The following is a 14,871-nucleotide window of genomic DNA, read 5'->3' on the forward strand; positions in this document are numbered from 1 at the left end:
TTCACGGAAGCGCAGAACCGCTCTAACCTTTGGACTAGTATTCACGTTCATAGACGATGCCTGCTTCGCCGGCGCCGTTGCCGCCGGCTGCTCCCCGCAGTTTGACGCCGCGGCCGACATCAAGATTGATGATCGCCTTGGCCCCGGCCGATCCGCCCTGCTGCAGTTCGAAATAGGTGCGGTCGTTGAGATAGCGGCCGACGCTGACGCTTGTCTGGCCTTTGGAATCGGTGCTGATGTCGAAATCGTCGACGCCGAGCTGGTTGCGCAGGCCTTCGAAAAGCGAGGTGGAGCGGTTGCCGGCCAACTGGCTGACGGCATCGGCTAGCTGGGCAATCTGCACCGGCGAGAGCTTCGACATCGATTGGCCGAAGATCAGTTGCGCCAGCACCTCGTCCTGCGGCAGCTGAGGCGAGGAGGAAAAGGTGATCGACGGATCGGTGGCAAGGCCTGCCACGTCGACTGTCAGGGTGGTCGTGCCGGAGGTCGAGGTCGCTTCCATATCAAGTGCCGGCGTCAGATCGCCGGCAAAGGTGATTCTGCTCTTGTCGGAGAAATTCAGGCGGCGGTTGAGAATGGTCAGTCGGCCGCGCCGCATGGTAAAACCGCCGGTGACGATGGGTGCCGCCGCCGTTCCGCGAACCGTCACGCGGCCTCCGAGTTCGGCATCGATGCCGCGGCCGCGCACGAAGATCTGCGAGGGCGCATCGATTTCAAGGTCAAGCGTGATGACGGAGGGTTTTTCGCCCGGCTTTTGCTCGCCGTCATCCCGCAGCTGCGCCAGCACCGCCCGCGGCGCATTCTTATGGCGGATGTCGATTTCGCGGAGCGAGGTCGGCAATTTTTCGGGAACGGTGATCGAGGTCTTGTCCAGCCGGAGTTTGCCGCTCAGGGTCGCGCTCATGATCGGGCCGCGCAGGCCCACTGTCCCATTGATTGTGGAGACAACAAGCGTTCCGTCGACATAGACGGCCTTGTCGAGCTTGATCGAAATGTCGGCGGGGAAGCCACCGGCCGGCTGGATGCCGATGGTGCCGCTTGCCGAAATCGTGCCGCCGCCACCAAGATTGCCGCTGAGGCGCGATATGACGGCTTGCTTGCCATTGAAGGTGACGGTGGCTGCGAGATTGTTGACGGCAAGATTGCGCCTGACGTCGACAAGCTTGGCGCCTGATGTCGAGACAGTGCCGTTGATTATCGATGCCGCGGCCGTTCCGCCAATCTCAAGATTGACGTTGGCGACGCCGTCGGCGACGAAGCCTTGCTGAGCCAGCGGGGCACCAAGCACGGCGAAGGGAACATTGCCGTTGAAGCGCATGTCGATGGCGCGGTTGCCCGATATCACCAGGCTACCGCCGCCCTTCAGCGACATGCCGGCGTCACCGGCAAGGTCGGTGTCGACCGTCAGCCTGTTGCCGGCAAGCTTGCCGGATGCGCCGACGCTGAATGGCGAAAGACCGGCGCCTTTCGTCTGGCTCGTCGCGGCATTCTTCCAGTCGACCTTGAAGTCGACTTCTGGCGAGGAAAGCGTGCCGGTTGCTTTGGCCGTCGCCGAGACCGTGCCTTCGGCTCCGATACCCGGAACAAAACCGTTGGCGATGGCGGCCGGAACATTGGCAGCGTTCGCTGTGACATCGATCGATCGGATCGTTGTGCCTGCAATGGAAAGATTACCGGCGGCTTTCAGCGAGATGCCACCGCTGCCGGTGAGGTCGGCATCGAAATCCAGCCGGTCGTCGGCATATTTTCCCGTCGCCGCCAAGGCAAGGCGGGAGAGGCCGGAGTCCTTGGTGTGACTGGTCGCGGCATCTTTCCAGTTCAGCTTGAAATCGACGATCGGGTCTGCCGGCGTTCCCGATGTCTGGGCGCTTGCCGACAGAGTGCCTTCGGCACCAAGGCCGGGAACAAAGGCATTGGCAATATTTGCCGGCAGCGCCGGAATATCGGCATTGACCGAGAGATCCCGGATGGCGTTTCCGGCAATCACGGCGCCGCCCGCCGCCTTGGCCAATACGCCGTCCTTGCCGGCAAGGCTTGCATCGAAGTCGACTCTGTCATTGGCGAACTTGCCGGAGGCCGTGGCACTCAGGCCCGACAAGCCGCTGCTTCTGGTCTGGGCGGTGGCTGCATTCTTCCAATCGAGCCTGAAATCGACGGCGGGTTTGGGAAGGGCTCCTGAGGCGGATGCCGTTCCCGACACCGTGCCCTCCGCGGCAAGGCCGGGGACAAAGCCATTGACAAGGCCCGCGGGCAGATTGGCGAGATCCGCCTTGACGTCAAGGTTGCGGAGAGAGGTGCCCGATATAGCAACATTGCCCACCGCATTCAGCGAGAGGCCGTCCTTGCCGCCGAGATTGGCGTCAAAAGCGAGCTTGTTGTCGGCGAGGTGACCCGATGCGGCAAGTGTCAGACCCGACAGATGGGCGCTTCGGGTGTGGCTGGTTGCGGCATCCGTCCAGGAGAGTTTGAAATCGGCCTGAGGTGCAGCGGGTGTTCCGGCTGCAGACGCAGTGCCTGATATCGTGCCACCGGCCGCAAGACCGGGGACGAAGGCGTTGGCGAGAGCAGCCGGTAGTTTGGCGACTTCGGCATCGACCACGCCGCCGATCGTCGTTCCGGCGACAGCGACATTGCCTATGGCCTTCAATGAGAGGCCTTGATCGCCACTGGCGGCCGCGTTGAAATCCAGCTTGTTATCGGCAAATTTCCCCGATGCGGTAACGCCGAGAGCGGCAAGGCCGGCACGTTTCGTGTGGCTCGTCTCAGCGTCGTTCCAATTGAGGTCGAAATTGGCGCTCGGCGCAGAAAGCGAACCCGCAGCCGAGATTTTCCCCGAGACTGCGCCTTCGGCGGCGAGATCGGCGACGAAGCTGTTTGCGAGGCTTGCCGGGACATTGGAGAGCGTCGCATCGACTGCGACATTACCGATCGTCGTGCCAGTAACGGCGACATTGCCGTTCGCCTTGAGCGACAGCCTGTCGGCGCCGGCGACCGTGGCGTCGAAATCAAGCTTGTTGTCGGCGAATTTTCCGGACGCGGTAATGCCAAGACCGGCAAGGCCGGCCCGCTTCGCATGGCTCGTCGCCGCGTCTTTCCAATTGAGGTCGAAATCGGCGCTCGGAGCTGCAAGCGACCCGCTGGCCGCGACCGTTCCGGAGAGAACGCCTTCCGCAGCGAGATCGGGGATGAAGCCGTTGGCGATACGTGCCGGGATATTGGTCAGCGTTGCGTCGACCTTGGCGCTACCGATCGTCGTCCCGGTGATATCCACCGTGCCGTTTGCCTTGAGCGAAAGGCTATCGGCCCCGCTGGCTGAGGCGTCGAAATCGAGCTTGTTGTCCGCGAATTTAGCGGTTGCGGTCACATCAACAGCCGTCAGGCCGGCGCGCTTCGTGTGGCTCGTCGCAGCACTTTTCCAGGCGAGATCAAAATTGGCGGTCGGAGCCTTGGGGGACCCGGAGGCGGTCACCTTTCCGGTGATTGCACCTTCGGCGGCGAGATCCGGAACAAAACCGTTGGCGACAGGCGCAGGCAGGTTGAGAATTTCGGCGTCAATATCGAACACCGGCGCCGTCGGATCAGCGAGCGCGACGTTGCCGCCGGCCCTGAGCGAGAGGCCGTCGGCCCCGCCAACCGTCGTGTCGAAATTGAGCTTCTTGTCGGCAAATCTGCCGCTGGCAGTGATGCCGAGCGGCGCCAGGCCCGCGCCCTTGATCTGCCCTGTCGTCGCATCCTTCCAGTCGAGTTTGAAATCGGCGAGGGGTGCTGCCGGCGTTCCCGTCACGGCAATCGTTCCCGAGATCGTGCCGCCGACCGAAAGATTAGGCACGAAAGCGTTGGCGAGTGCTGCCGGCAGCTCCTTGATAACGGCATCGAGCTTCAGAGTCTCGCCGGCCGAGCCGGTAACCGATACCGAGCCGGCGCCGGTCTTCAACGTCAGTTCGTTCAGATTGGCGACGCCGCCGGTGACCGTGACCCGCGTCGGCTTAGCGAGTTCGATCGGAATGTTGCGGGGGCTTGCCGAGAGCCTGTCGAGGTTGAGGCCAATGTTGCCAGCGGCCATCTCGATGCTGCCGTCCGCCATCACGGGATTGCCGTCATAGGCGGCAACGAGGTCGAAATTGGTGCGGTCTTGCTGTTTGGTAAAGCCCAGCGAAAGGCCGGCAAGCCTGTTGGTTCCAGCGCTCAACTCCTCGGCCCGCACGGTGCCGTTTGCCGCAAGGGTGCTGAGATCGCTGACCGTGACATCGATATCCGGCTTGGTGATCGCAAGCGTATCGCGGCGGATCGAGGCGCCTGATGCGACGAGCTTGAGCACAATCTTACCGCCGTCGCTCTCGATGCCGAGCGAACCCTTGAGATCTCCCTCAGCTTTCTGCCCCCCGAGCGCGGCCAGCAGGCCGACCCTGGGGAAATCGAAGGTCAAGGCGCCCGAGGGTGTGAAGGAGGGCGAGAGCTCCAGACTGCCGGTCAGTCGGTTGCCGCCGACATCGGCGGTCAAGGCAGGAATGCTCGTCCTGCCGTTCTCGGATCGGATGTCGCCGCTGATGCCGAGCGGCTGGCCGTCGATCGTGCCGGTAGCGGCAAACTTCCCCTGTGGCGCCTTGGGATCGGCGACACCCGACAAATCGATATTGAGGTTGGCGAGCACCCGATCTGCCATCTCGAGGCTGGGAGCCTTGATATTGGCCATCACCGAGATCGCCGGCAGTTCGCCTTCGATCCTCAGGGCATAACCTGCTCCGCCGCTCGCGCCGGTCATCAGCTTGCCGATATCGGGCAACCGACCTGAGAGATCGGCGTTCAACATGGGGCCATCGAGCGCGACATTGCCGGCGGCTTCGAGCGTGCTGGATTTGAGGACGAGGTTGGACAGCGCGAATTTCGACGGGATGGTACCTGTAACCTGGCTTTCGAGCGAGATCGACTGATCGAACCTGCTCGTCGCCGCGGCCGGCAGGGCTGCCGGTTCGATGTCCAGCTTGACGTTGCCGGTCAGCGCGCGGTCCGCCAGCCGATAGGAGCCATTGAGGCTGCCGTTGATATTGGCGCTTTCGACGGTGGTGCCGTTGAAACCGATACTGCCGGCCGAAATCTGGAGCGGCGAGGCGATCGTGATAGGGCCTTGGACTGCACGGTTGAGATTCGGCTCGGCAAAGGTTGCGTCGCCGGCAACGAGGCGCAGCTGGACGCTGCCGGAGCGGGCGGCAAGATTGAAGGCGTCGCTCTTTGCCGTCAGCTTGACGTTGCCGATATCGGCCTGGGGAAGAGTTGCGGTGTCGAGCGAGCCGCTGACGCTCAGTCGGGCCGCCCGCGCGTCGCCGGTCAGAGCCAGGTTGAGGCCCGATATCAGGAAGCGCGCTTCGCCTTCGGCGAGCGGCCAGCGGAAATCCACAGGCCCGGATGTGCCGAGCAGGTTGGCGTTCAGGCTGTTGTTGCCGGCCGGATCGAGCGCGCCCGATGCGGCGATGACGACACTGCCGGTGGCGATATTGCCGGTCTGGATATCGATCTTGCCATGGTCGTCGAAGGTGGCGGCAAGGTCGATATTGGTCTGGCCGGCGAAAAGCGGCCGGAATGCCGCGGGAAGAAGCGAGCTCAGGTCACCGCCACCCCTGAGATCGAGATGGTGCAGCCCGTCTGCGGCAATTGCATGCCGCCCCTCGATTGCGGCGCGCTGCTGTCCGTCGAGCGCGGCCTGCAGTTTACCGGTCCAATCGGATATCGGCCCCTGGCCATCGAGGTCGATTTTGACCGCAGGGTCTCCCGGCAGGCCGAGAAGTCCTGCAAGCAATCCTCCCTTCGGCTCGGAAAGCGCGGCTTTTAGCTGCAGCCGGTTTTCAGCCGGCGCATAGGCGACGTCGGCAGTAAGCCTGGCATCCGGGACGGCGTGGCGGCTGACGTTGATGACGCCCTCGCCGCCGTCGGCGTTCGCCGAGAGGCTGCCTTCGGCGGCAAGGGAGAAGGCGCGCCCGGCGAAAGGTTCGGCAAGTTTGATATCGGGAAGGGCCACGCGCTCGACATCGATCTTGAGCGGAAGAGCGAAGCCGCCGGAATTCTCGGTGCTGGGCCGCGAGGGCAGGGTGCGCACCGGCTTGCGCAGCACGTTGATCGTCTCGATCTGGAAGCGTTCGGCGTGGAATGTTCCCGTCAGCAGCGCCAACGGATTCCAGTCGATCGCCACACCGTGGATTTCCGCAAAAACGCCCCTCGTGTCGGACAGGTAGATTTCGGCGGCGCGAAGCCCGCCGGTCAAAAGCCCTTCCGGCTCGCGCACCTCGATCGTCATGTCGCGGTTGGAGAGGGTGGAGGCGATCCTTTCCGTGACGATGCGGGCGCCAAAGGAGGTGAAGCCAAAGATCGCAAGCGCCGCGACAGCGAGAATCAAAATGGCGCCTACGGCAACGCCGGTCACCCGCACGATCCAATTGACGATTTTTGCCAGCGTTTGCATCGGCGCGGACTACCCCGTTTTCATGCGGCCATCGATCGGAAGCTAACCGGTATCTGCAATCCTAAAAGGATTGGCCGATGCCGGCATAAATTCCATAATCTGTGCCATCTTCGTACTTGTTCAGCGGCACGGCAAAATCAAGCCGCAGCGGGCCGAAAGGTGTGGCATATCGTATTCCGGCGCCGGCGCCGGCGCGGATATCGGAAAAACCCGGGAAGGTGCTGTCCGATACGGTGCCGACATCGATGAAGGGCACGAGGCCGATCGTGTCGGTAATTTTGATACGGGCCTCCAGCGAGCCGGTCACATAGGAACGGCCGCCGGTGGCTTCGCCATTGTCGTTGTAAGGCGAGATTTCCTGATAGCTGTAGCCGCGTACTGAACCGCCGCCACCGGCGAAAAAGCGTTGCGTGGCAGGAATGTCCTCGATCCCGCCGCCGCCGATCAGCACCCCGGCGGCGACTTTGCCGGCAAGCACCAGGCGATCCTCGGCGCCGAACGGCAGGTAGCCGGAGATCGAGCCCTCGAACGCCGCATAGGGTGTGGCGTTGAAGATCTCGTAGCCGGGCTTTGCCGAGACTGTCGCGCGATAGCCTTCCGTCGGGTTGAACTTGTCGTCGCGTGCGTCACGATCATATTGCAGCGGCAGGGCGATCGTCAGGTAGTCATTGGTGCCGAAGGCGTCGTCGTCGCGCTCCCAGCTGACCTCCCCACTCCCTGACACCGTATCCTGGTCGGTCAATTCATAGGAAAGGCCGAGTGAGGCGGTGACCAGCGTCGCGTTATAAGCGTCCGGATTCTGGGTCTTGGCGACGATGCCGGCCTTCAATGTGGCGGCTGGGAAGAGGGCGCCGGGCTTGGTGAAAAGGATGCCGGCGGAGTAGTCGAGGCTGCCGACATCGGTCGTTTCGCCGAGCCGCGAGACCGAGCCCTCGATCCTCAACGTCTCGGCTTCACCGAAGAGGTTTCGGTGGCCCCAATAGCCCTGGATGCCGAAGCCGTCGGTGGTGGAATATTGCGCACCGACGCCGAAATAACGCCTTTTGCCTTCGGAAACCTCGATCGTCATCGGCAGCGTACCATCAGGCGCCAGCGCATCGCCCTCATGAATGGTGACACTCGAAAAAACGCCGAGGGCACGCAGGCGCTCGCCGGCCTTTTTCAGCGTTTCCGGGGAATAGGCTTCGCCCTTGTTCAACCGGGAATAACGCTGGATAAAACCGGGTCTGACGGTCTTTTCGCCGGTCACTCCGACCTCGCCGATCGGGGCGACAGGCCCTCCTTCGGCAGCAAGCACGATGTCGACCGTGTCGCTCCTGTGATCGGCGACGACCTTGCGTTCCGTCAATTTGGCGAAGGGCCGGCCTTCGCTTTTCAACTGCTCGACTATTTTGTCGCCGGCTTTGATGATGGCGAGCGAACCGGCCGCCGCGCCCGGGGCGAGGTCGTAATCGGCGGGATTGTGGTTTGCAGCGTCGCCGCCGAACTGCACCTCTCTGACCCTGAAGACAGGACCGGGTGCTATATCGACGGTGACCGGGATGGGCCCGGAGCGGTCGAATGTCGGATTGGGCGGCAGGTCATCGATGTCTCTTCCATCGATGGTGATCGTCACCACGCCGCCGTAGCGGGCCTTCTCGTACAAGGCGGCAATCAGCCGCTCGCGGTCATCGCGCGCCTTGACGACGATGCCGAGATCGCCGGAGACGGGCTGCTTCTGGTCGCTGACGAGGCGGGAGCTGTTTTCCAGTGCTTCCCTGAGATCGGGGTCGGCGGTGTCGGCCTTGAGCTCGACGTGATAGCGCACGGGATCGGGCACCTGTTCGCCCTCGTCCTCATCCTTGCCGAAGATGGTGATGCCGAAAAGCTTGAAGGCGTAAGCGTCGCCGATCAGGACCGGTGAGAGAGCAGCTGTCGCTGCGATCACCATCATGGTGCCTGTTCGCCGATACGCAGTACCTGTTTTCGGGCCTGTCCCTCTAATCCGCATCCGCTGCTTTTGGTTTACGCCTACATGAAGCTTCGTTGCCCAGCCGTGAACAGCTTAGCGGCAAAATCGCACAGGGTGTACCATTTTAACTTGCCCACGCGCTAATTCAGTACAAAAAATCCCGGATGTGTGTCCGGGATTTCCTGTTTTTGCCGCTGGTGAGCGCTCTCAGCGCGGGCAAGTGTCGATGTAACGGCGGCCATAGCGGTCGCGATAGTAGCACTGGCCGGGCTGTTCGGCGACGCTGCCGATCAGAGCGCCCGACACGCCGCCGATGGCGGCACCGACCGCCGCACCACGGACATTGCCGGTGACCGCACCGCCGATCACGGCGCCGGATGCCGCGCCGATGCCGGCGCCCTGCTGGGTCGGTGTGCAGCTTGCGACCGACAGGCCGATCAATGCGAGTATGACAGCTTTTTTCATCTCTTTTCTCCTGGGTTGTCGCCCAATGGGCATAGGCCGTCCCTATTGTTTTTTATCAGGCTAGCTCAAAAACTATGTCGGAAGAAAGGGTTGTCCACTCCTGGACCGATTTTTTTGCGTTACGGGCGTTCTCGCGGGCCGTGCGGTTTTCTGATTCCCGGGCATTTCGGCGCATCGATCCCCTTGATCGCGACGCACGCGTTTTTTTGTCTGGAATCATTCAAAAAACTGGGCCTTTTGCCGCAGTTGATGTTAAATCAGAAGGTAAGCATTGACGCGCGGACGTCCGGTCGGCAAGAACGGCCGCGCGATACTGGAGCAAATGATGGATTTCGAAGCGTTTTTCAAAAACGAACTGGACGGGCTTCATGCCGAGGGCCGTTACCGCGTTTTTGCCGATCTCGAACGTCACCGCGGCAATTTTCCCCGCGCGACGCGTCACACCGCGGATGGCGAGAAGGAAGTCACCGTCTGGTGCTCCAACGACTATCTCGGCATGGGCCAGAACCCGAAAGTGATCGAGGCGATGAAGAACGCCATCGACCACTGTGGCGCGGGTGCGGGAGGCACCCGGAATATTTCTGGCACCAACCACTATCACGTCCTGCTCGAGCGGGAGCTTGCCGATCTGCACGGCAAGGAAGCAGCGCTGATCTTCACCTCGGGCTATGTCTCCAACTGGGCAGCCCTCGGCACGCTCGGCGCCAAGATTCCCGGCCTGATCATCTTTTCCGATGCGCTCAACCATGCCTCGATGATCGAGGGTATCCGTCATTCCAAATGCGACAAGGTGATCTGGAAACACAATGACGTCGCCGATCTCGAGGCCAAGCTCAAGGCCGCCGATCCGAGGGCGCCGAAGCTGATCGCCTTCGAGAGCGTCTATTCGATGGATGGCGATATCGCCCCGATCAAGGAAATCTGCGACCTTGCCGACAAATACGGCGCGATGACCTATCTCGACGAGGTGCATGCGGTCGGCATGTACGGCCCGCGCGGCGGCGGCATCGCCGAGCGCGAAGGGCTGATGGACCGGCTGACGGTCATCGAGGGCACGCTCGGCAAGGCCTTCGGGGTGATGGGCGGCTATATCGCTGCTTCCGCGGCGCTGTGCGATTTCATCCGCTCGTTTGCCTCCGGCTTCATCTTCACCACGGCGCTGCCGCCCGCATTGGCCGCCGGTGCGGTCGCCTCGATCCAGCACCTGAAGGTCAGCCAGTTCGAGCGCGCTCGCCATCAGGACCGGGTGCGCAAGCTGCGCTCGCTGCTAGACCAGAATGGCATTCCGCATATGCACAATCCCAGCCATATCGTGCCGGTGATGGTCGGCGATGCGGCGAAATGCAAGTGGATCTCCGACCTGCTGCTCGACAATTGCGGCGTCTACGTCCAGCCGATCAACTATCCCACCGTGCCGAAGAAGACCGAGCGGCTGCGCATCACGCCGACGCCGCTGCATTCCGACGCCGATATCGCCCATCTCGTCGACGCCCTGCATTCGCTCTGGTCGCGCTGCGCGCTGGCAAGGCACGTCGCCTGACCGTTCGATAATTGCTTGGATCGAAGCCGCGAATCAGAACCTTGCCGGAGGTTCTGATTACGACCGGCTTGTTCGGCAGGTCGTCAGCCAGCCCCCGTCGCTTTTAATAACATTATCCGCCGCCGTTGATTTCGAATCAACCGCCATCGACCGGCCGCGCATATTTCCCCACCATGCCGCCGCAAGCCGTGAGTCTGGGTTTGTATGAGAAAACCTTTTCTCACTTGACATGGAGGTTGGTAAAAGCTTTTCTCAGGTCAATTCAGGAGGAGGATGGTCTGAACATATCGGGAGGAAAAAGGGGCAGGATCACCATCCACGAGGTGGCGTCTGCTGCCGGGGTGAGCATTTCGACGGCGTCGAAGGCGCTCAACGACACCGGCCGTATGGGAGCGGAAACGCGCGAGCGGGTGAAGCGGATTGCCGGTGAAATCGGATATCGGCCGAATGCGCTGGCGAGGGGTCTTCTCAGCAAACGCAGCTTCACCATCGGACTGCTGACGAATGATACTTACGGCCGTTTTACGCTGCCTGTGATGGCCGGCATTTCGGACGCTCTCGTCGATCACGGCGTTTCGGTTTTCCTCTGCGCCATTGAGGACGATCCGGCGCTCGCCCAGACCCATGTGGACGCGATGCTGGACAAGCAGGTGGACGGCATTATCGCGACCGGCAAGCGGCTGGACAGGCGTCTGCCTGTCGACCTGTCGAATTTGCACGTGCCTGTCGTCTACGCCTTCACGGAGGGGACGCAGAACAGCGTTACGTTTCGTTCGGATGACGAACAAGGTGCGAGGCTGGCGGTCGAGTGGCTTGCGAAGATCGGGCGGCGGCGGATTGCGCATATCACCGGGCCGAAGGACTTCTTCTCGGTGCGGGAGCGGGCGGGCGCCTATCGTGAGGTGGCGGGTCACCGCGAGCCGGTGCTCTATGGCGTCTGGTCCGAAAGCTGGGGTCATGAGGCGGTCGAGCAGCTTTGGAAGAGGCCTGGAGAAAAGCCGGATGCGCTCTTCTGCGGCAACGACCAGATCGCCCGGGGTGCCACGGATGCGTTGCGCGAGCGCGGCGTCAAGGTGCCGCAGGACGTTTCGGTGATCGGCTTCGACAATTGGGAGATTGTCGCGGCCCAGACACGGCCGCCGCTGACGACGGTGGACATGGAGTTGAAGGAGCTCGGGCGGCAGGCCGGATTGACGGTGCTCGCGCTTGCGGAAGGGCGGCCTGTCGAGCCGGGAGTGAGGAAATTGCCCTGCCGGCTCGTCGTCCGGCAGTCATGCGGGGGCAAGGCTCCCGAGGAATGAAATCAGGGAAATGAGCAAAGGCGCGAGGAGATGCGCCATATTGGGAGGAATGTCATGATCAAGCGTCTATTGGCGGCGACCGGCATCGCTACCTTGTGCCTAGTGTCGGCTGCATCGGCCGAAAACGTCGAAATGTGGGTTCGCTCGGGGATCGGCGACGCGTTCAAGAAGGTTGTCGAAGCCTATAATTCGAGCCATGAGAACAAGGTCGTGATGACCGAAGTGCCGTTCTCCGAGCTGGTGCAGAAGTATGCGACGGCGATTGCCGGCGGACAGGCGCCCGACGCGCTTTCGATGGATCTCATCTATAACCCTGCCTTTGCCGCCGCCGGCCAGTTGGAAGACCTGACGGACTGGGCAAAGTCGCTGCCCTATTTCAACTCGCTTTCGCCATCGCATGTCCGCCTCGGCACATACGAGGACAAGATTTATGGCCTGCCGCTTTCGGTCGAGACCTCAGTCTTCGCCTGGAACAAGGATCTCTACAAGAAGGCCGGTCTCGACCCGGAAAAGGCGCCGGTGAGCTGGGACGAAATCACCGCCAATGCGGAGAAGATCCGGGCATTGGGTGAAGACACATACGGCTTCTACTTCTCCGGCGGAGGCTGCGGCGGCTGCATGATCTTCACCTTCACGCCGCTCGTCTGGGGTGCGGGCGCCGATATCCTGTCGTCCGACAGCAAGACGGCGACGCTCGATACACCACAGATGCGCAAGGCCGTCGACATCTACCGCAACATGGTCAAGAAGGACCTCGTACCGGCGGGTGCGGCCAGCGACAACGGCACGAACTTCCTGACCTTCACAAATGGCAAGATCGGCCAGCAAAGCCTCGGCGCCTTCGCCACCGGCACGCTGGTGACCCAGCATCCCGAGATCAATTTCGGCGTGACCCTCATCCCCGGGGTCGACGGCAAGCCGTCGTCCTTTGCCGGCGGCGACAACTTCGTCATCACCAAGGGCACGAAGAAGATCGATGCGGTGAAGGACTTCCTCGGCTATATCTACTCGGAAGACGGCCAGAAGGTCATGGCTAAATATGGTAGCCTGCCGACGCGCGGCGATATCGCAGATAGGGTGCTCGAGGGCCTCGATCCACGCATGCAGGTTGGCCTCAAGGCGATCAGTGTGGCCAAGACGCCCTATACGCTTCAGTTCAACGACCTGATCAACAGCGCCAACGGCCCATGGGCGACGTTCACCAACGCCGCGATCTTCGGCGACGACGTCGACGGTGCGTTCTCGAGCGCCCAGTCGGAAATGCAGTCGATCATCGATAGCGGCCAATAACTCTCCCAAGGCCGCGGCCGGGGAGCGGTGGCAGCTTCCCGGCCAACTTCATTGACAGATGCGGAGCGTTTCGATGACCGGTTCCGGTTCGAATACCCTATTGCCTCGGCGAAAGCGGCGGCGCAAATCAAACTGGCGCGGCCCTCTCTACATCGCGCCCGCCATGGCGCTCGTCATCGTCTTCTTCGTCATGCCGGTTCTCTTTACGGGATGGATGAGCCTTCACAACTGGCCGCTGATGGGGGCATCGCGCTGGATCGGCTTCAACAACTATTTCCGCATGGTCAACGACACCCGCTTCATGGCGGCGCTGAATTTCACGGCCTATTATACCGTGATCGTCACCATCGCGATCTTCGCCGTTGCCTTTCCGCTGGCAATCTTCGTCGAGAAGGAACGGCAGTTCGTCAGCACCTATCGCACCATCATCTTCCTGCCCGTCGTCGTCGGCCTTGCCACAGCCTCGCTGCTCTGGGTGTGGCTCGCCAATGTCGATAGCGGTTTCATCGGCCCGGCCTTGGAAGCGCTCGGTCTTCTGGAAAAGAGCCCCAACCTGCTTGCGACTTTCGACACCGCCTTCCTGACTGTCGTGGTGATGGTCGTCTGGAAGATCGCCGGCTTCACCATGATCATTCTACTGACCGGGCTGCAGGCCATTCCGTCCGAGCTGACGGAAGCCGCCCGCATAGACGGCGCCGGCCGCTGGCAGCGTTTCAGGCATCTCACGCTGCCGCTGATGCGCAAGACGATCGCGCTGGCGCTGATCGTCTCCGTCACCGGCTCGATCCTGGCTTTCGACCAGTTCTACATCATGACGGCGGGTGGCCCGCAGAACAAGATGATCTCGGTGGTCTATTACATCTTCAACCAGTCCTTCGTGTCGTTCAACCTCGGTTATGGCGCAGCGCTCTCGATCGCGCTTCTCGCCATCCTGGTCGCCATCAGCATCGTGCAGCTCTGGCTGCTTCGCGTCGGGGAGGAGCGCCCATGAGCACGTCAAGGGAGCGCCGCGCGCGCAAGGCCATCCGTACGAAGTCGGCCTATCATCTCACAGGCATCGCGATCTCGGTCTTCTTTCTCGCCCCCTTCGTGATCACGCTTCTCGCATCCTTCCGGCCGGGCACCGAATCCAGCCTGCCGCCGTTGCCGCCATGGCCGACATCGGGCGTCAGCTTCGATGCCTATGCGCTGCTCGATACGTTCGGCGCCGGCATCTGGCGGCACATGATCAATTCGCTATTCGTTTCGGTCGCCACGGTGGTGCTCACCGTCCTCGTCAGCCTGCTCGCCGGCTACGGGTTTTCGCGTTACCGTTTCCCGATGAAGAATGTGCTCTTCGTGCTGATCATCGCCACGCTGATGATCCCGTTCCAGTCGATTCTGACGCCGCTCTTCATCATCCTGGCAAAACTCGGTCTCAACAATTCGCTGCTCGGGCTGACGCTCGTCTATGTGACGCTGCAGCTGCCCTTCTCCGTCTTCATGATGCGCAACGCCTTCGACGCGGTGCCGAAGGAAATCGAAGAGGCCGCCCGCATCGACGGCGCGCGCGATCTGAGGCTCTTGGCGCGCGTTCTGCTCCCGCTGGTGCTGCCCGGTGTCGCGACGGTGGCGATCTTTGCCTTCCTCAATGCCTGGAACGAGTTTCTCGCCGCGCTCGTGCTGCTTTCCAGCAATGAGAAATACACCCTGCCGGTGCTGATGACGGCGGTTCGCGCCGGACGGCTCGGCGCCATCAACTGGGGAGCGGTGCAGGCCGGTGTCGTTGTCATGACGATCCCCTGCCTGATCGTCTTCCTGCTCCTGCAACGCTACTACATGCGCGGGCTGATGGCCGGCGCGGTGAAATGATCCCAAGAAGGTAGAGCCC

8 protein-coding genes are annotated in these 14,871 nt (G+C 62.0%); 5 read left to right on the top strand and 3 right to left on the bottom strand.

Annotated elements, in window-relative coordinates:
- Positions 1–34: 34 nt before the first annotated feature.
- The 3 genes from GA0061105_RS21475 to GA0061105_RS21485 form a co-directional block, all read right to left on the bottom strand.
- Positions 35–6,454 carry a translocation/assembly module TamB domain-containing protein gene (locus GA0061105_RS21475; protein ID WP_092752693.1) on the bottom strand — a complete coding sequence of 2,140 codons (6,420 nt, stop codon included), beginning with the start codon at positions 6,452–6,454 and terminating at the stop codon, positions 35–37.
- 61 nt (positions 6,455–6,515) lie between these two features.
- A complete protein-coding gene (locus GA0061105_RS21480; protein WP_208601678.1) occupies positions 6,516–8,444 on the bottom strand; it encodes an autotransporter assembly complex protein TamA in 1,929 nt (642 codons plus the stop codon).
- A 168-nt stretch (positions 8,445–8,612) separates the two neighbouring features.
- Positions 8,613–8,870: a YMGG-like glycine zipper-containing protein gene (locus GA0061105_RS21485; RefSeq protein WP_049733496.1), complete on the bottom strand. Its 258-nt coding sequence runs from the start codon at positions 8,868–8,870 to the stop codon at positions 8,613–8,615.
- 325 nt (positions 8,871–9,195) lie between these two features.
- Here GA0061105_RS21485 and hemA point away from each other — a divergent pair, with 325 nt between their 5' ends.
- The 5 genes from hemA (at position 9,196) to GA0061105_RS21510 (ending at position 14,852) form a co-directional block, all read left to right on the top strand.
- The gene (hemA, locus tag GA0061105_RS21490) at positions 9,196–10,410 is read left to right on the top strand and encodes a 5-aminolevulinate synthase (RefSeq protein WP_092752779.1); all 1,215 of its coding nucleotides are present in this window, start codon (positions 9,196–9,198) and stop codon (positions 10,408–10,410) included.
- A 323-nt stretch (positions 10,411–10,733) separates the two neighbouring features.
- Entirely contained in the window at positions 10,734–11,711 is a 978-nt protein-coding gene (locus GA0061105_RS21495; protein ID WP_064697507.1) for a LacI family DNA-binding transcriptional regulator, read from the top strand.
- Positions 11,712–11,765: 54 nt separating this feature from the next.
- On the top strand, positions 11,766–13,001 hold the full coding sequence (locus GA0061105_RS21500) for an ABC transporter substrate-binding protein (protein WP_092752695.1): 1,236 nt from the start codon (positions 11,766–11,768) through the stop codon (positions 12,999–13,001).
- Between the two features lie 73 nt (positions 13,002–13,074).
- Entirely contained in the window at positions 13,075–13,992 is a 918-nt protein-coding gene (locus GA0061105_RS21505) for a carbohydrate ABC transporter permease (protein WP_092752697.1), read from the top strand.
- Positions 13,989–14,852, top strand: a complete 864-nt coding sequence (locus tag GA0061105_RS21510; protein ID WP_092752699.1) for a carbohydrate ABC transporter permease — start codon at positions 13,989–13,991, stop codon at positions 14,850–14,852. Before GA0061105_RS21505 ends, GA0061105_RS21510 begins: the two co-directional genes overlap by 4 nt.
- Positions 14,853–14,871 lie beyond the last annotated feature (19 nt).

The sequence above is a fragment of the Rhizobium aethiopicum genome (assembly GCF_900094625.1).
GTDB classification, from domain to species: domain Bacteria; phylum Pseudomonadota; class Alphaproteobacteria; order Rhizobiales; family Rhizobiaceae; genus Rhizobium; species Rhizobium aethiopicum.